Annotated in this window: 21 protein-coding genes; 6 read left to right on the forward strand and 15 right to left on the reverse strand. The window is 31.8% G+C overall.

From position 1 onward, the window contains the following. Window positions 1-69 precede the first annotated feature (69 nt). Window positions 70-1,104: a TlpA disulfide reductase family protein gene (locus Q0807_RS15345; protein WP_299111344.1), complete on the forward strand. Its 1,035-nt coding sequence runs from the start codon at window positions 70-72 to the stop codon at window positions 1,102-1,104. An 80-nt stretch (window positions 1,105-1,184) separates the two neighbouring features. Here the strand turns inward: Q0807_RS15345 and Q0807_RS15350 are convergent, their stop codons facing one another. Next, a complete protein-coding gene (locus tag Q0807_RS15350) occupies window positions 1,185-2,747 on the reverse strand; it encodes an NAD(P)H-hydrate dehydratase (RefSeq protein WP_299111346.1) in 1,563 nt (520 codons plus the stop codon). Window positions 2,748-3,139: 392 nt separating this feature from the next. Between Q0807_RS15350 and thrA the strand changes: the two genes are divergently transcribed. From thrA to Q0807_RS15375, 5 genes are all read left to right on the forward strand, one after another. Next, entirely contained in the window at window positions 3,140-5,614 is a 2,475-nt protein-coding gene (thrA, locus tag Q0807_RS15355) for a bifunctional aspartate kinase/homoserine dehydrogenase I (protein ID WP_299111348.1), read from the forward strand. Window positions 5,615-5,616: 2 nt separating this feature from the next. After that, window positions 5,617-6,540: a homoserine kinase gene (locus Q0807_RS15360; RefSeq protein ID WP_282030918.1), complete on the forward strand. Its 924-nt coding sequence runs from the start codon at window positions 5,617-5,619 to the stop codon at window positions 6,538-6,540. Beyond that, window positions 6,540-7,832, forward strand: a complete 1,293-nt coding sequence (gene thrC / locus Q0807_RS15365) for a threonine synthase (protein WP_299111351.1) — start codon at window positions 6,540-6,542, stop codon at window positions 7,830-7,832. Before Q0807_RS15360 ends, thrC begins: the two co-directional genes overlap by 1 nt. Before the next feature lie 133 nt (window positions 7,833-7,965). Further along, the gene (locus Q0807_RS15370) at window positions 7,966-8,301 is read left to right on the forward strand and encodes a hypothetical protein (protein ID WP_299111353.1); all 336 of its coding nucleotides are present in this window, start codon (window positions 7,966-7,968) and stop codon (window positions 8,299-8,301) included. A 33-nt stretch (window positions 8,302-8,334) separates the two neighbouring features. Continuing rightward, complete coding sequence (locus Q0807_RS15375) at window positions 8,335-8,685, forward strand: ribose-5-phosphate isomerase (RefSeq protein WP_299111355.1); 351 nt, start codon at window positions 8,335-8,337, stop codon at window positions 8,683-8,685. Here Q0807_RS15375 and bshA read toward each other — a convergent pair. The 14 genes from bshA to Q0807_RS15445 form a co-directional block, all read right to left on the reverse strand. Further along, window positions 8,682-9,818: an N-acetyl-alpha-D-glucosaminyl L-malate synthase BshA gene (gene bshA, locus Q0807_RS15380; protein WP_299111357.1), complete on the reverse strand. Its 1,137-nt coding sequence runs from the start codon at window positions 9,816-9,818 to the stop codon at window positions 8,682-8,684. The genes Q0807_RS15375 and bshA overlap by 4 nt on opposite strands. A gap of 155 nt (window positions 9,819-9,973) precedes the next feature. Further along, complete coding sequence (locus Q0807_RS15385) at window positions 9,974-12,931, reverse strand: glycoside hydrolase family 3 N-terminal domain-containing protein (RefSeq protein WP_299111359.1); 2,958 nt, start codon at window positions 12,929-12,931, stop codon at window positions 9,974-9,976. A gap of 109 nt (window positions 12,932-13,040) precedes the next feature. Beyond that, window positions 13,041-14,426, reverse strand: coding sequence for a DUF3570 domain-containing protein (locus tag Q0807_RS15390; protein WP_299111361.1), 1,386 nt, complete (start codon window positions 14,424-14,426; stop codon window positions 13,041-13,043). A gap of 13 nt (window positions 14,427-14,439) precedes the next feature. Continuing rightward, complete coding sequence (locus tag Q0807_RS15395; RefSeq protein ID WP_173300108.1) at window positions 14,440-14,649, reverse strand: DUF4266 domain-containing protein; 210 nt, start codon at window positions 14,647-14,649, stop codon at window positions 14,440-14,442. A 2-nt stretch (window positions 14,650-14,651) separates the two neighbouring features. Next, the gene (locus Q0807_RS15400; RefSeq protein WP_299111574.1) at window positions 14,652-15,551 is read right to left on the reverse strand and encodes an FAD:protein FMN transferase; all 900 of its coding nucleotides are present in this window, start codon (window positions 15,549-15,551) and stop codon (window positions 14,652-14,654) included. A 73-nt stretch (window positions 15,552-15,624) separates the two neighbouring features. After that, window positions 15,625-16,062, reverse strand: coding sequence for a thioredoxin family protein (locus Q0807_RS15405; RefSeq protein WP_299111365.1), 438 nt, complete (start codon window positions 16,060-16,062; stop codon window positions 15,625-15,627). A gap of 88 nt (window positions 16,063-16,150) precedes the next feature. Beyond that, entirely contained in the window at window positions 16,151-17,374 is a 1,224-nt protein-coding gene (serB, locus tag Q0807_RS15410; protein ID WP_299111367.1) for a phosphoserine phosphatase SerB, read from the reverse strand. Window positions 17,375-17,532: 158 nt separating this feature from the next. Beyond that, window positions 17,533-17,757, reverse strand: coding sequence for a hypothetical protein (locus Q0807_RS15415; protein ID WP_299111369.1), 225 nt, complete (start codon window positions 17,755-17,757; stop codon window positions 17,533-17,535). A gap of 126 nt (window positions 17,758-17,883) precedes the next feature. Beyond that, the gene (locus Q0807_RS15420) at window positions 17,884-18,369 is read right to left on the reverse strand and encodes an ABC transporter ATPase (RefSeq protein ID WP_299111371.1); all 486 of its coding nucleotides are present in this window, start codon (window positions 18,367-18,369) and stop codon (window positions 17,884-17,886) included. 39 nt (window positions 18,370-18,408) lie between these two features. Continuing rightward, window positions 18,409-19,191, reverse strand: coding sequence for a (Fe-S)-binding protein (locus Q0807_RS15425; protein ID WP_299111374.1), 783 nt, complete (start codon window positions 19,189-19,191; stop codon window positions 18,409-18,411). Between the two features lie 69 nt (window positions 19,192-19,260). Further along, a complete protein-coding gene (locus tag Q0807_RS15430; protein WP_299111376.1) occupies window positions 19,261-19,461 on the reverse strand; it encodes a hypothetical protein in 201 nt (66 codons plus the stop codon). Continuing rightward, a complete protein-coding gene (locus tag Q0807_RS15435) occupies window positions 19,454-20,767 on the reverse strand; it encodes a (Fe-S)-binding protein (RefSeq protein WP_299111377.1) in 1,314 nt (437 codons plus the stop codon). The genes Q0807_RS15430 and Q0807_RS15435 overlap by 8 nt, the downstream gene beginning before the upstream one ends. An 11-nt stretch (window positions 20,768-20,778) precedes the next feature. Then, on the reverse strand, window positions 20,779-21,726 hold the full coding sequence (locus tag Q0807_RS15440) for an MlaD family protein (RefSeq protein WP_299111378.1): 948 nt from the start codon (window positions 21,724-21,726) through the stop codon (window positions 20,779-20,781). Window positions 21,727-21,780: 54 nt separating this feature from the next. Next, complete coding sequence (locus tag Q0807_RS15445) at window positions 21,781-22,908, reverse strand: N-acetylmuramoyl-L-alanine amidase (protein ID WP_299111380.1); 1,128 nt, start codon at window positions 22,906-22,908, stop codon at window positions 21,781-21,783. Window positions 22,909-22,979: the final 71 nt, after the last annotated feature.

The following is a 22,979-nucleotide window of genomic DNA, read 5'->3' on the forward strand; positions in this document are numbered from 1 at the left end:
TTAATAATTCATTGCGTCTTTGTTATTGGCTTTTAATGTTTATTTTTGCATTCGAAAAAAATACATATTATGAAGAAAATATTATTACTTTGTTTAGCAGTTACAATAGTTGCATGCAAAGGTGAACCTAAAGATTATGTTACACTTTCTGGGAAAATTGCAAATCCAGATGAAAGTAAAACACTTAGAATTTTTCAAGGTAGAAATTATGAAAAAACAATCACTTTAAATGACGACGGTACATTTAAGGATACCTTAAAAGTTATTGCTGGTGATTATAATTTTCAGCATGGTAAAGAATTTGGTCCTATTTATTTAAAAAACGACAATGTTACTTCTTTTGAAACCGACTATAATTCTTTTGTTGATTCTATGGAATTTAAAGGTGATGCATCAGATATTAACAACTTTTCATTAAAATCATTTCTATTATCAAAAAAGCATTTCACTGAAGATCTTATTGCAAACGGAACTAAAGAAGATTTTGAAAATGCTACTAAGCAATACAAAACTGATTATGAAGGTTTAAAAACAAAATTTTCAGATGTTGATTCTACACATATTGCTATGATGGATAAAAATATTAATGGCACATTAGGTCAGGTTACAAAATTTATGTCAGCAAAGCTTTCAACACGAGATGCAATGCCAAAAGGTTCGCCTTCTCCTGACTTTAAAGACTATGAAAATAATGCTGGTGGAAACACTTCACTTTCTGATTTAAGAGGGAAATTTGTATATATAGATGTTTGGGCAACCTGGTGTGGTCCTTGTATTAAAGAGATTCCTTCACTTAAAAAAGTTGAAGAACAATTTCATAATAAAAACATTGAATTTGTAAGTATATCAGTAGATAATGGTCGTGGCTATAAAAATGACGCTGCTGCTGCATACCAAGGTTGGAAAAAAATGATTGTAGATAAAGAATTAGGAGGTATTCAACTTATGGCCGATAAGGCTTTTTCTTCTGAATTTATGAAAAGCTATAAAGTAAATTCTATTCCTAGATTTATTCTTATTGATCCAAATGGAAATATTGTAAGTGCGGATGCTCCTAGACCATCTAATCCTGCATTAGTAAAATTACTAAACGAATTGTTGTAAGTTTTAACACTATTCAGTTATAATAAAAAGCCTGTCTAAAATAATTTAGACAGGCTTTATTTACTTTATTTTTTCAATCTCTATTGCGGTGTTTCTTCTTGCTGTTCTACCTCATTTGGTTGCTCTGGTTGTTTAAATAAATCTATGTAAGCTTTCCCAATACCTTCTATAATATGACTAGCAATTAAACTCTGATAACCATAATCTTCTAATTCTATATCTGCGGATTTCCCATGTAAATAAACTGCAAAAATTGTTGCAGACAAATGTTCATAACCTTGCGCTACTAAACTAGAAATAATTCCCGTTAAGACATCACCAGAACCCGCAGTCGCCATTCCTGGATTTCCTGTGGTATTAATATAAAGCTTATCTTGATATACAGTTATAGAATTAGCCCCTTTTATTAAGACTATTACATTATACTTTTTAGAAAATGCCTTTACTTTCTTTAGCTTTTCAAAATCATCAGACCATTTTCCAATTAAGCGTTCTAGCTCTTTAGGATGTGGCGTAATAATAGTTTGTTCGGGCAACAACTTTAATAAAGCCTTCTTTTTGGATAATAGATTTAATCCATCTGCATCAATAACCAAAGGTGTTTTGTTTGTTTTTAGAAATGCTTCAAACGTTTTAGCCGTTCTAGCAGAAGTACCTAATCCTACTCCAACACCAATAACTGTTGGTTCAATATCATAAGATATATTAGTTATATGGGTTTCGTCACTATCTGTTATAAGCATAACTTCTGGTACTGCAGATTGTAAACTATGATAACCACATTTAGGAGTATATGCTGTAACCAAACCTGCGCCAGCACCTAATGCTGCTCTACTAGCTAAATTAACCGCTCCTATTTTACCATAACTTCCACCTAAAATCATCACATGTCCAAAATCGCCTTTATTAGAAAATTTTGATCTTGGCTTATATAATGGTAACACTTCATGTTTTGAAATAAGTTCTATATCTGTTTCTGTCTGTATTAGATAATCGCGATCTATTCCAATATCTAACACTTCCCATTGTACGGTATATTTAGCTGTTTCTGGTAAAAAGAATACTAATTTAGGTGATTGGAAGCTTAAAGTATAATTAGCATTAACTACATTATTCTCATCTTCAATAACTTTATCTGTATATAAACCAGAAGGAATATCGATAGATAATGTAAAGGCTTTAGAAGTCTTAAATTGCGCAAACAAAGCTTTAACCCAATCATTTGGTGGACGGTTTAACCCAATACCAAAAACGGCATCTACAATAATATCCTCTTCTTTTATAACTATTTCTGAGAAATCATTTTTGCAACTTAGCATTTTTGGCCAATCCTTAGTTACGTTTTTTATGCGATCATAATTGAACAAAAAATCTTTAGTACGTTTATCGCTACAGTTCACAATATATGTTACTACATTATAACCATGTGTCACCAAATGTCTAGCTAATACTAAACCATCTCCTCCATTATTGCCAATTCCACAAAACACATGTATTGGTACTTGCGCGCCTTGCATACGCGTGTGAATCCAATTAAATATCTGAATTCCGGCACGCTCCATTAAATCCGTTGATGTTATTTTTTGACGCTCTGTTGTTAATTTATCGCCTTCATAAATTTGTTCTTTTGAAAATAATTTCATCTGTACTAATTATTATTTTAAAGTGATCACCTGTAACATTATTAATAATTTCATTTTAAGAATTTAATTTATAATTGTATTTGTTTCATGTGAATAGTTTAATACTTATTATAAAACGCTAGCAATAATTCAATTTAAATGCAAAGACTAGCACTTTTTTACCAATTCCCTAAAAAGGAAAAATTAGTTTTATTATTGTTGTAAAAATAATACTTTTGACGTGTAATGACGAAAAAAATAAACACAACAGAAAATACAATCGCACATACATTCCGTATGTCTATTTCTATGTTTTTCATTTCAACTATTATTACCCTTTGGGGTAATTTATAATATGCTTTCCGTCCCTTTTTGTCTATACAGACATCTTATTCTCTTAAATTCTATAAAATATGAAAGTTCTTAAATTTGGTGGAACATCAGTAGGTTCAGCCGAAAACATAAATAAAGTTATAAATATATTAGATCAACAATCTAAAAATACAAATATTGCTGTTGTAGTATCTGCCGTTGGCGGTATTACGGATAAATTATTAGAAGCAGCTAATTTAGCTTGTGATAAAAACGAAGATTATAAACAGAAATACGATGTTATTTGGTCTATACACAATAAAGTTATTGAAGGGTTATTTGAAAACTCAGAAAATGATAGTGAATTACAAAAACATCAGGATAATTTACGCGAATTAATTTCAGAAAAATTAAATGAGCTTAAAAGTCTTTTAAATGGTATTTATCTTATTAACGAATTATCACCTCAAACAAAAGATAAACTATTAAGTTTTGGTGAAGCATTATCTTCAACTATTATTTACCATACTCTAAAAGCGAGACAGATAGATGCTGCTTTAAAAAACTCACAAGAGGTTATTGTTACAGATTCTAACTTTAACAATGCTATTGTAAATTTTGAAATTACAAATACTAATATTCAAGAGTTTTTTAGTTCAAATTCTAATGCCATTGTTTTATTTCCTGGTTTTGTTTCAAAGTCAGCACATGGAGAAATTACAACATTAGGTCGTGGTGGTTCTGATTATACAGCAGCTATTATTGCTGCGGCTATGGATGCTGACGAATTACAAATTTGGACAGACGTTAGTGGTATGTACACTACAAACCCAAAACTGGTAAAACAAGCCTCTCCTATTGTTGAGTTATCTTACCAAGAAGCGGTAGAATTATCGCATTTTGGTGCAAAAGTATTATATCCACCAACCGTAATGCCTGTGCTTAAAAAGCAAATTCCTATTGTAATTAAAAACACAATGGATCCTGAAGCAATTGGTACAACTATTACTAAAAATACGTCTAACAATGATAATTCTCCTGTAAAAGGAATTAGTAATATTGAGAACATTGCGTTACTAACGTTACAAGGTAACGGAATGGTTGGAGTACCTGGTTTTAGTAAACGTTTATTTGAAACGCTTGCTCAAGAAAAAATCAATATTATATTAATAACACAATCGTCTTCTGAACATTCTATTTGTTTCGGAATTTCTACTAATGATGCGCAACGCGCAAAAGAAGTTATTGATACTGTTTTTGAATACGAAATTACGCTTCAAAAAATTGACCCAATAGTCGTTGAAACGGATCTATCCATTATTGCTGTTATTGGTGATAAAATGAAAAGTCATCAAGGTATTAGCGGAAAAATGTTTAGTACACTTGGAAAAAACAACGTCAATATTAGAGCGATTGCACAAGGTGCATCTGAGCGTAATATTTCTGCTATTATTCATAAAAATGACGTAAAAAAGGCTTTGAATAGTTTACACGAGCAGTTTTTTGAAATAAAAACTAAACAAATTAATTTGTTCATTACTGGTGTTGGTAATGTTGGCGAACGACTTATAGAACAAATAAAACAACAAAAAGCATACGTTAAAGAAAACTTTAAAATCAATCTAAGAGTTGCAGGTTTATCAAACTCTAGAAAAATGGTTGTAAATGATGAAGGTATTAATCTTAAAAACTGGAAAGAACAATTAGAAGCTGGCGAAACAGCAAGTTTAGATGGTTTCTTTCAGCATGCAAAATCCTTAAATTTAAGAAACTCTGTTTTTGTAGATATTACTGCAAACGAAGCGGTTTCTAATATTTACGGAGAATATTTAAAACAAAGCATTTCTGTTGTAGCATGCAACAAAATTGCATGTTCTGGAAATATTGAATACTATAATGAGTTAAAAGCTTTATCGCGTAAATACAATGCTTCATTCTTATTTGAAACCAATGTAGGTGCTGGCTTACCAGTTATTGACACATTAAGTCATTTAATAACTTCTGGAGATAAAATCAATACCATACAAGCTGTTTTATCTGGTAGCTTAAACTTTATATTCAATAACTTTAATGCTGAAACTACATTTTATGATGTGGTAAAACAAGCACAAGAAGAAGGTTACACAGAACCTGACCCAAGAATTGATTTAAGTGGAATTGATGTAGCGCGTAAGGTCTTAATTTTAGCTAGAGAAAGTGGACACGCTATTGAGCTTGCCGATTTAGAAAGTGATAATTTCTTAACTGATGCAGCCATGAAAGCAGCATCTGTGGATGATTTCTTTGAAACCTTAAAAACTGACGAAGCTTATTACCAAAGCTTATTTAAATCTGCTGAAGATAAAAATTGTCAACTAAAATTTGTTGCCGAGTTTAACGACGGAAAAGCTAAAGTAGGATTAAAAGAAATACCAGAAGGTCATCCATTTTATAACCTAAAAGGAAAAGATAATATCGTTATGTTTTACACACAACGTTATCCAGAACAACCTATGATTATTAAAGGTGCTGGTGCTGGTGCAGATGTTACGGCTTCTGGTTTATTTGCAGACATTATAAGAATCGCTAATAATTAAGCATGAAAAACGAAATCAAAATATTTTCGCCTGCAACAGTTGCTAACGTCGCTTGTGGATTTGATGTCCTTGGTTTTTGTTTAGATACCATTGGAGATGAAATGGTGATAAGAAAAACAGAAGCAAAAGGCATTAAAATTACAAAGATTGAAGGTTACGACCTTCCTTTTGAAGCAGAAAAAAACGTTGCTGGTGTTTCGGCATTAGCCATGTACAATGCTTTACAACCAGACTGTGGATTCGAAATTGAAATTTACAAAAAAATTAAACCAGGCAGTGGTATTGGTAGTAGTTCAGCAAGTGCAGCAGGAAGTGTTTTTGGAATGAACGCCTTATTAGGCAATCCATTAAACAAAACTGAACTTACAAATTTCGCCATGAAAGGTGAAGCTTTAGCTAGTAAATGCGAGCATGCTGATAACTTGGCGCCTGCTATTTTTGGTGGTTTTACATTAGTAAAAAGTGCATGTCCACTTAAAGTGTTAGAATTACCAACACCTTCCGATTTATTTGCGACATTAATCCATCCACAAATAGAAATTAAAACATCGGAATCTAGAGCAATTCTTCCAAAAGAAATTCCATTAAGTAATGCCATTACGCAATGGGCAAATGTTGGAAGCCTGGTTCATGCTTTGCACACATCTGACTACGATTTAATAAAAGAATCTTTAAACGATGTGGTTATAGAGCCTTACAGAAAACAACTCATTCCACATTTTGATGACGTAAAATCAGCAGTTTTAGAAGCTGGAGCTTTAGGTTGCGCTATTTCTGGTTCTGGCCCTTCAATTTTCGCGTTGAGTAAAAGTGAAGCCACTGCCAAAGCGGTTCAGTTAGCCATGCAGAATGTATACTCAAAATCTAACATACAATTTGAAACTTACGTTTCTAAAATTAATACCCAAGGTATAAAAATATTATAATGAATTATTACTCACTAAATAGAAAAGCACCAAATACAACCTTCGCAGATGCCGTAGTCCGAGGACTTGCACCAGATAAAGGTTTATATTTCCCTGAATCGATTACACCTTTAGAGGCTTCATTTTTTGAAACTATTGAGGATAAATCAAACACAGAAATTGCTTTTGAAGCGATTAAGCAGTTCATTGTACCAGAAATTCCTGAGGACGTTTTAAAAACAATTGTTGAAGAAACCTTAAATTTCGATTTTCCAGTAGTTGAAATAAATGAAAATATTTCTACACTTGAGTTGTTTCATGGACCAACCATGGCTTTTAAAGATGTTGGCGCTCGTTTTATGGCCAGATGTTTAGGCTATTTTAATAAAACTAATACTAATGATGTCACTGTTTTAGTAGCAACGTCTGGAGATACAGGAGGCGCTGTTGCCAATGGTTTTTTAGGTGTTAAAGGTGTTAACGTTGTGATTCTTTACCCAAGTGGTAAAGTAAGCGACATACAAGAAAAGCAATTAACAACTTTAGGTCAAAATATTACAGCCTTAGAAGTTGATGGCGTTTTTGATGACTGCCAAGACATGGTAAAACGTGCCTTTATGGATGAGAAGTTGACTAGTAAAATGCAATTAACATCTGCAAATTCAATAAATATTGCACGTTGGTTGCCACAACTCTTCTACTTTTTATTTACATACAAACAATTAAAATCTAAGCATAAAGACATTGCGTTCTCTGTACCAAGTGGAAACTTTGGAAATATTTGTGCTGGTATGGTGGCTCAAAAATTAGGATTACCTGTAAAGCATTTTATAGCTTCAAATAACGCTAATGATACCGTTGTAAATTATATGGCCACACAGTCTTACGACCCAAAACCATCGGCACAAACTATTAGTAACGCTATGGATGTTGGTAACCCAAGTAACTTTATACGCATCCAAGAATTACATAATAATGACTTTGATACATTAAAAGCCAATTTATCATCCTATAGTTTTACAGACCAAGCAACCAAAGAAGCGTTATTAGAAATCTATAAAGACTATAATTATGTTGCTGATCCACATGGAGCTGTTGGTTATTTAGGTGCCAAAAAATACTTAGAAAACAATGATGCACATGTTGTGTTTTTAGAAACAGCACATCCAACAAAGTTTTTAGATGTTGTGGAAGATGTCATTAAAAAAACATTGCCTTTACCTTCGCAAATTGAAGCTGTAATGGATAAAGAAAAAGTGTCTATTGAAGTAAGTTCTTATGAAGATTTAAAAGCGTTTTTGTTAAAAAAGTAATAACTTGACGCAACCAATTCAACTTTTCGGCATCTAATGAATAGTTATCGTTTAAAAAATCACAACTATGAATTTAAAAAAGAGATTTGGTTATATATTATTAATGTATATATTTTTTTCAAGTTGTACTAATTTGGATGATAACACAATCGATGATATAGTTATATATCAAGACCAAAATACGACTATAACCTTATTAGGTGTTGAAGATAATAGATGTCCAACAGAGGTAATATGCTGGTGGCAAGGTAATGCTGCCATCGACATGAGAATTGAAAAAGATAATGAAACATTATATTTTACTCTAAATACGGCTGGAGAAATTTATGCTGGTACAAACTATTTCGAAAGCATATCTATTTTAGACCTTAATATTGAGTTAATTGACCTACAACCATACCCTGAAGAAGAAGATACGACTTACTCTCTTTATGACTATAATGTTGATTTAGAGGTTATTTATGAATAGATATATATATTTAAACATTAGTCTTTTCTTAATATGCAAAAAAACCTTTACACTATCTACGTTATAGAACTTTCTAAACGTGTTTTTACAGAAAATACGAAGTTTAGAAAAGCTAATCCGCAGTTTAATGGTGTTTTAGAATGTTTATACGTAGGTATGACGAGTAAAACTCCAAAGGAACGATTCCTTCAACATAAAACAGGTCATCGTAATAAAAAAGGGTATAAAATTTCTTCGAATATTGTTGAGAAATATGGCACATATTTGCGTCCAAGTTTATTCAATCATATAGATCCTTTTTTTACAAGAGCCGATGCTCTTAAAGCTGAAGAACAAATTACATTAGAATTAAGACGCGAGGGTTACGCTGTTTGGTCTAATTAAACAACCATAAATTTCTTTAAAGTTTCCTCATAAATGGCTTCGTACATAGGAACAATATTTCTAAGGTCGAATTTTCGAGACTGTGTTTTTGCATTGGCCTTAAATTGATTTAATGTATCTAAATCAGATAAGATTTTTACAGCATTTGCAGACATATCTTTTATTGCACCAACATCACTTAAATAACCAGAAAAACCGTCTTCATTTACTTCAGGTAATCCACCAGTATTAGTAGAAATAACAGGAACACCACTTGCCATAGCCTCAAGAGCTGCTAAACCAAAACTCTCTGTCTTTGAAGGCAATAAAAACAAATCGCTAAAACAAAGAATTCTATCAATTTCATTACTATTTCCTAAAAATATAACGCGATCAGTAATTCCTAATTCTTCAACTAATAGCTCTGCTCCTTCTTTTTCTGGACCTTCACCAACTAACATTAGTTTTGCGGGTAATTCCTTTTGAATATTATAAAAGATTTTAATCACATCAGGTATGCGTTTTACTTCCCTAAAATTACTAATATGAGTAATAATACGTTCATTATCATCTGCCATCATAGCACGTTGACAATCTGTGAAATTATGCTCTTGTTTTTCTAAATCTATAAAATTAGGAACTACATGAATGTCTTTTTTAATATCAAATAAACGTAATGTATCTTTCTTTAAACTTTCGGATACTGAAGTAACAGCATCTGATTTGTTAATACTAAAAGTTACTGCAGGTTTGTAAAATGGATGACTTCCTACCAATGTAATATCTGTACCATGTAAAGTCGTTACAATAGGAATATAAATACCTTCGTCTTTTAACATTTGTTGCGCCATATAAGCCGCATAAGCATGAGGAATAGCATAATGAACATGTAACAATTCTATACCATATAACTTCACCATATCTACTAATTTACTAGATAACGCTAACTCATATGGCTGGTAATGAAACAGTGGGTATTCTGGGACGTGTACTTCATGAAAATGAACATTGCTACTCAACAATTCTAGTCGTACTGGCTGACTATAAGTAATAAAATGAATTTCGTGACCACGTTTTGAAAGCTCTAAGCCTAATTCCGTTGCAACTACTCCACTTCCACCAAATGTTGGGTAACAAACTATTCCTATTTTCATATGTTCTTAATTCAAAAGTATTTAAAGTTAAATGTCAGTTTGTAGTCGTAATCTATTCTGAATGCTTTCTAACTTCTATAACAATATTTAAAGTTATTGGTTTTGAGTAATTCATGCCTGCACTTTAATACCTTTTTAACTTTCAATTTTAATTGTTATTCTATAATTGCCTCATAAATAAGACGTTGAATTTCGGTTCTAATATTTTCTCGTAGTAACAAGTTTTTACCTGCTTTAGGATAAGTTCTGTTAGCTAAAAATATATAAACAATTTCTTCTTCTGGGTCAGCCCAAGCGTAGGTACCAGTAAAACCTGAATGTCCAAAACTAGTCATAGAAATACATCCACAAGTTGGACCTGTATCACCCAATTGAGGTTTATCAAAGCCTATTCCTCTTCTATTATCACTTTCGCAATAATAACAGTGATTAAATTTATCTATCGTTTCACTTTTTAGATAGCGTTTTCCTCCATAAAACCCTTTTTGCAAATACATCTGCATAATTTTGGCTACGTCATTAGCATTACTAAAAACACCTGCATGTCCTCCTACACCATTTTGCATAGCTGCTCCCATATCATGCACATAACCATGTACTTTTTTATAACGATAATAATCGTCTATTTCTGTAGGCACAATATCTTTTAAACTGAATTTTTTACGTGGATTATAAGTAGTGTAATTTGCTCCTAGTGATTTATAGAAGCGATCTTGCGTAATCTCACTAAGTGGTTTATCATAAAAGCCTTCAAGATATTTTTTAAGTATATAATATGGTAAATCACTATAGCGATAGCGTAATGTAGAAAGCAAATCACTTTCTCTTATAATTTTCTGTATGGAATCTTGATAATCGTTACGCATAAAAAGCGTGTTAGTCACTTCAACTTCAAAACCTTTTGTCCGTGTTTTTCTATAATACTTAGGGTCTGGTTTTTTGGTAACTGAATCTAAAGTGGCATAATAAAAAGGGACCCAAGGTTTTAATTGTGCATAATGAGACAGCATTTTCTTTAAGGTAATATTCTTCTTATTCGTCGTTTTAAATTCTGGCATTAAATTTCCCAATTTATCATCTAATGATACAGAACCTTGTTCCTCTAGCTCCATTAAAACTGGCAGTGTAGCTAATATTTTTGTTAAAGACGCAACATCATAAATATCATCAAAATCAACTTTATTCTTCTTAGAATACGTATGGTAACCAAAGTTTTTATTATAAATAACTTTCCCTTTTCTGGCTACTATTAATTGAATACCAGGAGTCATTTTACCATTTACAGCATGGTTGGCCACTGAATCTATTCTACTTAATAATTTAGAATCCATACCAACGCGCTCTGGCAAACCGTAACTTAAATTCATTAAAGAGTTATAAGTTTCACCTGTACCGACCGGAAAAAACTGACCTGTACTCACAGGCAATTTTCCTTTTGCTGCAATTGCACCAAAAATAAGTTGAGCTGATTTTTCTTGACCAATCTTACTATTTTGATAACTCATAACAATACCTTCTATATTTTCTACAGAAAGCAAATCGTTTAAAGCGTAAGGCCTTGCAAAAACATCTAAAATTATGGTATTCGTTCTCGCAATTTCGTACAGCCATGCCATTTCCTTTTGAGAAAATTTAAATCCCTTCCATGGATTAGCGTTAGACTTATGAAAACCTACAACAACGGTATTATAATTTTGAAGTTTTGTTATTATCTCATCAAGCTTCTCTGCTTTGATCTCGTGAACTTTTGTATATTTTTTTAATTCTTCTAAAAAGGCAGAACCAGAATCGTCACCAAGTGAAACATAAGCAACTTTCTTAGTTTCTAAATCCCTAAGTGGTAATATTGAATTTGAATTTTTTACTACTGTAATGGCATTTTCCATGAGTTCTTCATAGAGTGCATCATCTTTAAGTCTGTTTAAATCTTTTTCTAAATTGTAGATTCCAATTGGCGAATAGTTGTTTAATCCTACTTTATATTTCGCCATTAATATTTTCTTTACCGAATGTGCTAAACGCTCTTCAGTAATAGTTCCATTATTAAAAGCTTCAACAAATTTAGCGATACCTTTTTCTGGGTTTTCAGACATTAGCATCACATCATTTCCTGCTAAAAATGCCATTAAATCAATTTCGCCTCCTTTAATTAGACTTTTCTTATTTGTTCCATCTACGCCTTTTTCCACATAATCTGCAGCACCTTTCATAGTTAAGGCATCTGTAAATATTAAACCATTAAAGCCTAATTGTTCTTTTAAAATATCTGTAACTATATGCTTAGATAAAGAAGAAGGAAAACCTCTTCTCTTTTCCAAACTAGGGACATTTAAATGCGCAACCATAACGCTAGCTAAACCTTGCTTAATCAGTTTTCTATAAGGATATAGCTCAATAGAATCAATTCGTTGTGCACTAAAATTAATAGTTGGCAATTTTAAATGCGAATCTTCTTCAGTATCTCCATGACCAGGAAAGTGTTTTGCATTTGCTAATGTACCGGCACTTTGCATCCCTTTCATAAAAGCCAAACCTTTATCCGTTACATTATCTCTATCTTCTCCAAAAGAGCGATTTCCAATAATTGGATTATTAGGATTGGTATTAATATCTACAGCTGGTGCAAAATTAAAATGTACACCAAGGCGTTTGCAATGTTCACCAATCTGTCTTCCTGTTTGCTCTACTAATTTATCATCTGAAATAGCACCAAGTGTCATATTCCACGGAAAAGCGTACGTAGAATCTAAACGCATGCTCAAACCCCATTCTGCATCCATACCAATTAATAAAGGAATTTTAGAAGCAGCTTGTAACTCGTTATTTAATTTTGCTTGGCGAACTGGTCCACCATTAGAATATATTAAACCACCAATATGCTGGTTTTTTATAAGACTAGCAATGCCATTTTCGTGAGTTTTTCCTTTATTTGAAAAGACCTGCACCATAAATAATTGGCCAACCTTTTCATTAATAGACATGGAATTATAAAGACTATCTACCCATTGTTTTTGTTGGACAGAATCTTTGGTTTGAAGTGGTTTTATTGAATAATCTTGTGCAAAATTAAACTGAAAACAACCACATATAAGGAAAAGAAAAAAGTAACGCATTGACAATATTTTATCGTTTTATTTAAGGTAACGAATATTGTGCCAAATTAGCATTTTTAAGAGGAAGAATAAAGACTTTAAGATAGAATTATAAAGAAGTTTTATACAATTAATCTTTAATGAACTTAAAGCCAATCCCAAGATAATTTGCACTTAAGCCAGAGTTACGTTGGTAATAATTGTATTTAAAATCTATACTCTTTAATCCAAATTTAAAAATATGAACTTTTGTAAAAATATCTGTGTAACTCAAACCAAATCCATATTGACTGGCATTAAATTTAGACAAGTCATAATCTGAGGTATAATACTTATCTGTTGACAAATGCGAATCATAAGGCGCAAAATAATCAGATTCCGTTTGGTTATAATATCTATAAGAAGGATATAAAGTGAATTTTGTTGAAAGCTTTATCGGAACTTCTAGATTGAATGTATGGGACTGAATTCCCCAATCATCTGAATAAAATCTGTAATACGTTCTAAGTACAAACACCTCGTTTAAATAATAATTTAATCTAAAACCAAAAGGTACTTTCAATCTGCTTGAAGGTAATCTTTCAATATCATCTGCTAAATGAAAAACATCCGTATTACTTTTAGAAGTATAATTTGGAATACTTGCAGCATTACCAATATAATAATTATCTACATCTGAGAAATAAACACGTTGCAACGGATTCCCTAGCCAACCTTGCTGTTTCACAATATCTAAAAAGATAGAAAACTGAGCATTTTTACTTAATATTTGTGATAAACTTAAAGATAGTGAGTAAGAGTTTCTTGCTTTGTCTTTTATTACTTCAAATCCATTAATAGGACTCCAGTCTGTAGACGTATCACCAAATTCATCTAATATTGAAACTCCATAAAAATAACCTTGGCTTAAATCACCATTGACATCGTCATAAGCATTTAACTCTGTTGGGTAAATAGGATTCCAAGTATCTAAATAGACTTTTCCACTTATACCTAACGTGGTATTCTTTTCATTAAATAACTTAGTTAACCCACCTCCAAAACCAATGGATGTATAATCGTATTCTGCTGCAAAAGAAACATCTGCATTCCAAATGGTATTTCTATCATCTGAGCTATGTGAAAAATCGGCATTTAAACTAGTCCAAACATCAGAAGCAGAAGCTCCAGAAGACGTTACCCAAGGACTCCCTTGATAAGAAGCACCTGAAAGGTCAAAAGGATTTCCATTACTAGACGATGCAGAGGTATAAGCTGAAAAACCAACATCTACCGTAAGTACATCATCTGCGTTTAATGGCATACTCACCACAATTGTACCTGTTAAATCTGTTAACTCTTCTGTTCCAATTCCACCAGTTACTGATGCATTGTTACCTTCTTGAGCATAATAACTACTTAAAAAATCGACTTCGGCAGTTTCTAAAACTCTTTTTTTATAAACATTGGTTGAGTCTTGCTGTGCAAATGAAAACCCAAAAAGTGAAATAAACACAAAAAATAAGATGTTCCTCATTAGATACCTATTATTAATTACAACCACATCCACCACCAGACTTACCACCATTTGCTCCTGATGCAGCTTCTCTATAGACTTGATAACTCGTTTCAAAGCGATCAAATTTCTTCTGAGCTAAAGCCATATCTGGATCACTTAAATTTACTTTCTCGTATTCTTTTACAGCCACACAAGATGAAAGTGTTGTTGTAATTAAGGCGATAATTAATAGCTTTTTCATAATTACTCTTTGTTTTGTAATTCTATATTTGATGAAGATACAATTTTATTGTCTTGGTTAACAATAATGCATTCAACTCCTTTTAATTGATTTATAAAGTTTAAGCCAGCTTCTTCTCCCATCACAAATACTGACGTTGCTAAAGCATCTGCTAATTCTGCATTTTTTGTAAAAATAGTAACACTTAAAATTCCTGTGGCTGGATAGCCAGTTCTTGGATCAATAATATGTGAATATAATACATCATTAAAGGTAATATACTTTTCGTAATTACCAGAAGTTACAACGGCACTATTTGTAACTGGCATCCAAGAAAACACTTTTTCTTTATTCAGCGGGTTCACAATAGCAACCATCCATTCTTTTCCATTAGGTTGTGTTCCCCAAGTATTTAAATCACCAGAAGCGTTAATTATACCTGCTACCACACCTGAACTCATAAGTAAAGATTTAGCCTTATCTGCAGCATAACCTTTACCAATTGCTCCAAAGCCAATTTTCATACCTTTGAGCTTCAAAAACACAGTTTGTTTCTCTATATCTAAAACAATGTTTTCATAACCTACTTTCTCAACAGATTTTGTAATGGCTTCTTCTGAAGGCATTTTGGTCATAGAGCCATCAAATTTCCAGATTTTATCCATTGAAGCATAGCTAATATCAAAGGCTCCATCTGTGAGTTTCGAAATCTTTAAAGCACGTTGAATCAGTTGAAATAATTCCGAATCAACTTTTACAGCTTCTATACCTGCAGCCTTATTTATTTGAGTTGTTTGTGAGTTTTCATCCCAAGAAGAAATGAGACGTTCAATTCTTGAAATTTCATCAATAGCTGATGAAATATATTGTTGTCCTTCTATAGAATCATTTGCCACGACAGAAATATCGAAGCGACTTCCCATTAATTTTAGAGATTTTGAATATACATCTTGACCATAGCCTAACGTATAAATAAAGACACTTAGTATGAAAAGTTTAATCTTCAAAAGACACTATTTTTTCGAAATACTTAGTTGGTGTTGTTTTCTCGTAGCCTAAACTACCTAGTTCATTTCCATCGGAATCTAAAATTACAACAAATGGAAAATATCCATTTTTATTGTATTTCTCGGCTAAAGCATTATTGTGTTCTTGTTGCTCTGTAGTTAATTTATTATTCTTGCGTCTAGGAAAATCTGCTTGTAGCATTACAAATTTATCTTCAGCCAAATCTTGAAATTCTTGAGTACTCCAAACTTCTCTATCTAATTTAATACATGGTGCACACCAATCTGAACCTTGAAAAACGAGAACGATTATTTTATCACCATCAGAAGCCAATTCTTTAGATGTTTCAAAATCAGTTTGCCAATCTTGCGAATATGCTTGAATTGAAAGAAACAGAAATATTATAAAAAGGAGTTTTGTTTTCATAGTGCAAAGTTTATTATATAACTATTATTAAACGTAAACACTTCCTATAAATTATAATTACATAAAGTAATTGATGTGTGTTTATGGTTTATTCAATTAAATCAATATGTCGATCGTGATAACCTAACAAATATAACACACCATCTAATCCTATGCTAGAAATAGAACTTTGTGCATTATCCTTAACTTTAGGTTTTGCATGAAAAGCAATACCTAGTCCTGCTAAGTTAAGCATTTGTAAATCATTTGCGCCATCACCAACAGCAATAGTTTGGCTAATATCAATTCCCATATCATCCGCTAGTAATTGCAAATACTCTGCTTTTTTACTACCGTCAACAATATCGCCAAGATATCCACCAGTTAAAGCACCATTTTTAATTTCTAATTGGTTAGCAAATACGTAATCGATATCTAATTTTTTCTGTAAATAATGGCCAAAGTACGTGAAACCACCAGATAAAATAGCTGTTTTAAATCCGTAATTATGTAATGTATCTATTAGACGTCTTGCTCCTTTTGTAATAGGTAAACGTTCTGCAACTTCTTGTAAAACAGATTCGCTTAAGCCTTCTAAAAGTTTCATTCGTCTTTTAAAACTTTCATTAAAATCAATTTCACCTTGCATTGCAGATTCTGTAATCGCTTTTACTTCATCACCTACACCTGCTAATTCTGCTAATTCATCAATAACTTCAGTTTGAATTAAAGTAGAATCCATATCAAAACAAACCAAACGTCTGTTTCTTCTAAAAATATTATCTTCTTGGAAAGCAATATCAACATCGAGCTGCTTTGAGATGTCCATGATTTTTTGAGTAAAATCAGACTTATCTTCAATTCTTCCTCTAATAGACAATTGAATAGATGCTCTTGGGTAATCTGTTTTTTTAACTAACGATAATCGTCCTGTTAATCGTTTTATAGAATCTATATTTAAATTTTTGCTTGAAATTACTTTGGTAACTTCAGAAATTTGCTCTGCCGTTAATTTTTCGCCTAAAATTGTAATAATGTAACGATTCTTACCTTGAAGACTTACCCAATTTTCATAATCTTGAAGAGATATAGTTGAAAATTTTGCTGTAATACCTAATTCGTAAGCTTTAAACAGTAAATCCTTAAGGACTGCAGCTGATTTTTTACCTGATTTTATTTCGAACATAATACCTAATGATAAAGTATCATGAATATTGGCTTGTCCTATGTCTAAAACCTTTGCATCATATTCCGCTAAAACACTTGTTAAGCTAGAAGTTAAACCTGGTTTATCTTGTCCTGAAATATTTAGTAAAAAAATGTCTGTTGCCACAATGTGAAGTTTGTTGTTTGTCTCTGTAAAAGTGACTATTCTAATTGAAATATAAAAATAATAAAGCCTAAGATATATTCAATAATTATATAACAATAATGAAAAATCTGCATTTGAAAGCTAGTTACCTTCTATTTCTACAGATTCTATAACGTCTTCTAATTGATTTTGGTTTGGTCATCATAAGAATAGCAGAAAATATCTTTTTCACCATATTTATAATTTTCTAAACGCCAGAGTCTATCTTTTATATAAACCTTCCACTCTCCAGTTTTTAAGCCATTAATAAAATAACCTTTATTTACAATTACACGAGCTGTGTTATAAGCAATATCTACAAATTTATTATCTGAATAGTCAATCAATCCTACTTTACCGCCCATACGCTTACTAGAATTTAGATTCCGGAAATACTTCTTTTATTTCTGTTTGAGCAACAGATGTGAAAAACGTTATAAAGCAAATTAAGATACAGAGGTTCTTCATACATTAGACATAATAGATTTAATTTATTTCAGAAACCTATTATGCCAACTTTCGCTTGCAGGTACTTCCCAATTCTCATTGAATTCCGCAATATTAGTAACCAAATTATTAAAGACAATAGTATTTTTAGACACTGCTTTTTGTTGTGCCATTTTTTTGAAATCTAATAATGATTTATGGGCTATAAATTCACCTTGCTTATAAGATACATTCATTTTATCCATTAAATCAACATTATATTGTTGTTCTAATTGTTGAATAAAATTAACCGAAGAATCTATAGAACAACCTGTTGCACTATTTAAACTTTGATCCATTGCAATAACTATAAATCGTTTATAAACTAACTTATAACCTGCTTTTAAATCTTTACCGTGAGCTGTCCAAGCTTCAATAAATGTGTCTAATTGCGATTTAAGCTGCTCTAATTCTTCATCTGAGAACGAACGATTAGATTGGTAAATCCAAACTCTAGATTCTTCTGGTAAGGTATTAAAATCGACTAGCATAAAATTTATATAAGGTTGAAATATTTAAAATAATTTAAGTTAGGCATTGGCAATCAATTCAGCAATATCCATCACTGAAATCTGATTTTCTTTTTCTTTAAATTTTACACCATCTGTCATCATTGTATTACAATAAGGACAACCTGTTGCAATTATTTCTGGTTGTGTTTCTAAAGCATCTTCAGTTCTAAGAACATTAATTTCCTTATTTCCTGGTTCTGCATCTTTAAACATTTGTGCACCTCCTGCTCCACAACATAAAGCTGTTCCTTTATGTCGTTTCATTTCTACTAAAGTTGCATTGGTTTTTTTAAGTACATCTCTTGGTGCATCATAAACGCTATTTGCTCTACCTAAATAGCAAGGGTCATGAAACGTAATGCGTTTTCCTTTATATGTATTTCCATCTAAAGTTAAACGTCCAGAACTCATTAATTCTTGTATAAATTGCGTGTGATGAATAACATCATAATTACCACCAAGACTTGGATATTCGTTTTTTAAACAATTAAAAGAATGAGGGTCACAAGTGACAATGCGTGTTACTTCGTATGCATTAAGCACTTCAATATTCATAACAGCTTGCATCTGAAACAAGAACTCATTACCAGCACGCTTTGCAACGTCTCCAGTATTACTTTCTTCTGTTCCTAAAACCGCAAAATCTACATTTGCTTTGTTTAAAATTTTAACAAAAGCTTTTGTGATTTTCTTTGCTCTATCATCATAACTACCGGCAGAACCAACCCAAAATAAAATTTCTGGTTGCTTACCTTCTGCCATCATTTCTGCCATTGTTGGCACTTTTAGTTGCTCACTCATAATTATTATTTCTTAATTTTGAATTCAATTCAAAATGAAATGAATTCACGGTCACTAAAAAGCAATCTATTATTGTTTACTTATACTATTAAAACTGTACGTTACTAACATATAAAATGAAAGTGCAGAAAACAAGCCGCAAACAAAACTTACAATAAATCCAGTATTAAAAGAATACATAACATATAACAGAATTAAAGCAATGATTGCTCCAATTATCCCTATTAATAATTGTTGGTTTGGTTTTAATCTTTCAAGTAAATTATTCATCCTTCCAATTTAAACGGTCCATTTGGTTATAAGGCCAAGGTGCTCCGTTATTCTCTATATTGGTCATCATGTTATTTAGTTCCAGTGGTGCAGCACTCTGCTCCATTACTAAATAACGACGCATTTCTAAAATAATAGATAATGGGTTTATACTTACAGGACATTCCTCTACACATGCATTACATGTTGTACAAGCCCAAAGTTCTTCATTAGTAATATAATCACCCAAAAGCTGTTTACCATCATCTACAAATTTCCCTTTATTGATGTCTATATTTTTCCCGACTTCTTCTAAACGATCTCTAGTATCCATCATAATCTTACGAGGCGATAATTTCTTACCAGTAAGATTAGCAGGACATGCCGACGTACATCGTCCACATTCAGTACAAGTATATGCGTTAAGCAATTGTACTTGTGTTAAATCCATAACATCACTTGCACCAAACTTTGCAGGCACTTCATCCTCTGCTGTTTCTGGTGGCGCAGCATAAGGATCTGCTTCTGGATCCATCATTAATTTCACTTCTGCTGTAACAGCTTCAAGGTTATTGAATTTTCCTTTTGGTTCAACACTTCCATAATACACATTAGGAAACGCTAATAAAATATGTAAATGTTTTGAAAAATATAAATAGTTTAAAAAAGCTAAAATACCAACGATATGCAACCACCAAGCTGTTCTTTCAATGGTGTGTAAAGCTTCAAGTGAAAAACCATTAAACCAAGGTGCAATAAATTGTGAAATAACATTACCAGAATTAGCGCTTTGAAATACCGTATCAGTAGCATTCATCACTAAGAATAAACACATTAGTACAACTTCGAAATAAAGAATGATATTACCATCACTCTTTGGCCAACCTTTCATTTCTGAGCTTAAGAAACGTTTAACTTTAATCACGTTTCTTCTAATCCAAAATATAATTACAGAGACTAAAACTAAAACGGCTAAAACCTCAAATGCTCCAATTAAGAAACCATATAATGCTGCTGGTAAAAATTCTTGACCAACACGATGTGTTCCGAAAAGGCCATCTATGATAATCTCTAAAACTTCAATATTTATGATAACGAAACCAACATAAACAATAACGTGAAGAAAACCAGAGACTGGTCGTTTTACCATTTTGCTTTGTCCTAACGCTATATTTATTACGTTTTTCCAACGCTCAGATTTGTGGTCGTTTGCATCTACTTTATGTCCTAATTTAATATTTCGGACGAGCTTTTTTACATTGTTTGCAAAATAGCCAATACCAGCGATTAAAATTATAGCAAAAATTATATTTGGTAAGTATTCCATAATGGATGGATCTAGTTGTTGTTTAGTTCAGCTTCAGTAGGTTCCTGATAAGGAATCTCTTTTTTAGATAATATACGTCTGTAACGTGCAGGATGTAGTTTTATATCTAAAAGTAATAATTCTAATTCTTTAGTAGCGTTTTCTAAGTTATCATAAAGTTTTTCGTCTTTTAATAACTTACCCATTGAACCTTCACCAGCTTCCAATCCAGAAGCTAATTCAGTGAATTTCAAAATCATTTCATCTAAATTCTTAATTGATTGCGCCAAGTTAGCTTCGTTTAGGCCTTTAGATAAAATTGCAAATTCTGCACTTGTTTTCTCAAAATTTTCTAGCATTGAAGCTATCTTTTCATCATTTTGCTTAATTAAATTATTAGCAGAATAAGATAAGTTTTGAAAAGATTTTAAAGTTGAATTCAGTTCTGCGATAGTTCGTTTCAATCCCTTTTCAGAATCATCTTCTACTAAAGCATTTAAATTAGTTAGTAAAGTATCTGAAGAACGAAGTGTAGACCCTAAATCATCACTAATACCAGAAAAATTCTTTTCTAATGACGTTATCATTCCTGGTTTAACCTCAGACTTAATAAAATCACCTGCTTGAGCCGTAGTACCATCTTCAGCATCAACAATAGCTAATGCATTTCCACCCATTAAACCATCTTGATAAAGTCTAACTACACTGTTTTTAGAAAATTTTAAATCTGGAGTTACATTAAAAGACACTTTTGTTTTACCAGTTTCAAAATCGTATTTGATTTCTTCAATCTTTCCTATTTTATTTCCTTTTACAGTGACTGGAGATGCCATGGATAGAGCATTATAATCAAATTCTGTGTAGTAGGTATTTGTACTTGTAAATAAATCTTCACCTTTAAGATAAGTGAACAAATAAATACAAAAAGCAATACCAGCAATTACTAGTACGGCTGTTTTAACTTCTCTTGAGATTTTCAATGGGCTATTCTTTGATTTAAAACAAAATTAGGAATAAATATATTAATAATATTCTTAATCCTTAGCAGATTTCAATGCTTCTGTCATGCTAATTCTTTTACCTCCTTTGAATGCTACAATAAATGCTCCTGAATAATCATTACGAGCTTCTTCTAATTGCTTTTGAATCTTATTATAGTCTGATGTATTGCCACTATAATACTTAAATATATTACCAGATTTCTCTCTTGAAATATCACTAAGCCCTTTAAAGTTGAATGATTTAGCTTCTAACTCTCTAGAACTCGCAGCAATCTGTATTTTAAAAGTAATACCTTCAATAATTTTGGGAGGAGTTTCTTTAGTTTCTGTTATTTTTTCACTTTCTACTGTATCTGTATGATAGATATGATTCCCAACATTTTGATCTAATTCTTCCTTATAATCAATAATTGCATCTTTTATAGCTGATGCAATTTTAGTTTGCCCATTTTTTGAATTTAAATACGCACCTTCTGTTTTATTAGTAATAAAACCAGTTTCAATTAAAACACTTGGCATATATGTGTTATGCAAAACCCACAAACTTAATTGCTTGATTCCTCTACTCTTTCTTTTAAGATTTCCTGAAAAATTATCTTCAACCTTTCGCGCTAAAATGATACTTTGTTCTACATAAATTTCTTGTTCAATCCCTAAAGCTATTGTTGATTCTGGTGAACTTGGGTCATAACCTTCGTAATGCTCATGATAATCATCCTCAAGAAAAATAACTTCATTCTCTGCTTTGGCCACAGACATATTTCTCTCATCATTTTTAGCTCCTAACACATAAGTTTCTGTTCCGTATGCTTGAGTGTGATGTGCGTTACAATGCACAGACACAAATAAATCTGCATCTGCCTTATTTGCAATAGCAGAACGCTCATGTAATTCTAAAAACACATCAGTTTTTCTGGTATATATGACTTTTACATCTGGATTCTTTTCTAATTGTTTCCCTAATTCTAAAACAACTTTTAAAGCAATATCTTTTTCCTTATACCCATTTTTAGTAGGACGTCCTGGATCTTTCCCACCATGACCAGCATCTAAGACTACCACAAACTTATCATCTTGCGCATGCAAATTGGAATAAGATGTTAAAGAACTTATAAATAAAAGGAATAAGAATACTATTAAAGGTTTTTGCGTCGTTTGCATATTTTATTAACGATTTATTGTCTCGGTTTATTACATGTTTTAAATTGTTACAGTCTATTTTTTAACTTTAT

The organism is uncultured Winogradskyella sp. (assembly GCF_947495255.1).
Lineage (GTDB): Bacteria > Bacteroidota > Bacteroidia > Flavobacteriales > Flavobacteriaceae > Winogradskyella.

What these genes read in the sequence shown, in the direction of transcription:
- Q0807_RS15435 (WP_299111377.1), bottom strand. Translation starts at nt 20,767, where the DNA reads ATGGAATACTTACCAAATATAATTTTTGCTATAATTTTAATCGCTGGT.
- Q0807_RS15350 (WP_299111346.1), bottom strand. Translation starts at nt 2,747, where the DNA reads ATGAAATTATTTTCAAAAGAACAAATTTATGAAGGCGATAAATTAACA.
- Q0807_RS15415 (WP_299111369.1), bottom strand. Translation starts at nt 17,757, where the DNA reads ATGGGCGGTAAAGTAGGATTGATTGACTATTCAGATAATAAATTTGTA.
- Q0807_RS15360 (WP_282030918.1), top strand. Translation starts at nt 5,617, where the DNA reads ATGAAAAACGAAATCAAAATATTTTCGCCTGCAACAGTTGCTAACGTC.
- Q0807_RS15400 (WP_299111574.1), bottom strand. Translation starts at nt 15,551, where the DNA reads ATGGGAAGTCGCTTCGATATTTCTGTCGTGGCAAATGATTCTATAGAA.
- Q0807_RS15430 (WP_299111376.1), bottom strand. Translation starts at nt 19,461, where the DNA reads ATGAATAATTTACTTGAAAGATTAAAACCAAACCAACAATTATTAATA.
- Q0807_RS15375 (WP_299111355.1), top strand. Translation starts at nt 8,335, where the DNA reads ATGCAAAAAAACCTTTACACTATCTACGTTATAGAACTTTCTAAACGT.
- Q0807_RS15395 (WP_173300108.1), bottom strand. Translation starts at nt 14,649, where the DNA reads ATGAAAAAGCTATTAATTATCGCCTTAATTACAACAACACTTTCATCT.
- thrC (WP_299111351.1), top strand. Translation starts at nt 6,540, where the DNA reads ATGAATTATTACTCACTAAATAGAAAAGCACCAAATACAACCTTCGCA.
- Q0807_RS15385 (WP_299111359.1), bottom strand. Translation starts at nt 12,931, where the DNA reads ATGCGTTACTTTTTTCTTTTCCTTATATGTGGTTGTTTTCAGTTTAAT.
- Q0807_RS15445 (WP_299111380.1), bottom strand. Translation starts at nt 22,908, where the DNA reads ATGCAAACGACGCAAAAACCTTTAATAGTATTCTTATTCCTTTTATTT.
- Q0807_RS15425 (WP_299111374.1), bottom strand. Translation starts at nt 19,191, where the DNA reads ATGAGTGAGCAACTAAAAGTGCCAACAATGGCAGAAATGATGGCAGAA.
- bshA (WP_299111357.1), bottom strand. Translation starts at nt 9,818, where the DNA reads ATGAAAATAGGAATAGTTTGTTACCCAACATTTGGTGGAAGTGGAGTA.
- Q0807_RS15345 (WP_299111344.1), top strand. Translation starts at nt 70, where the DNA reads ATGAAGAAAATATTATTACTTTGTTTAGCAGTTACAATAGTTGCATGC.
- thrA (WP_299111348.1), top strand. Translation starts at nt 3,140, where the DNA reads ATGAAAGTTCTTAAATTTGGTGGAACATCAGTAGGTTCAGCCGAAAAC.
- Q0807_RS15420 (WP_299111371.1), bottom strand. Translation starts at nt 18,369, where the DNA reads ATGCTAGTCGATTTTAATACCTTACCAGAAGAATCTAGAGTTTGGATT.
- Q0807_RS15405 (WP_299111365.1), bottom strand. Translation starts at nt 16,062, where the DNA reads ATGAAAACAAAACTCCTTTTTATAATATTTCTGTTTCTTTCAATTCAA.
- Q0807_RS15390 (WP_299111361.1), bottom strand. Translation starts at nt 14,426, where the DNA reads ATGAGGAACATCTTATTTTTTGTGTTTATTTCACTTTTTGGGTTTTCA.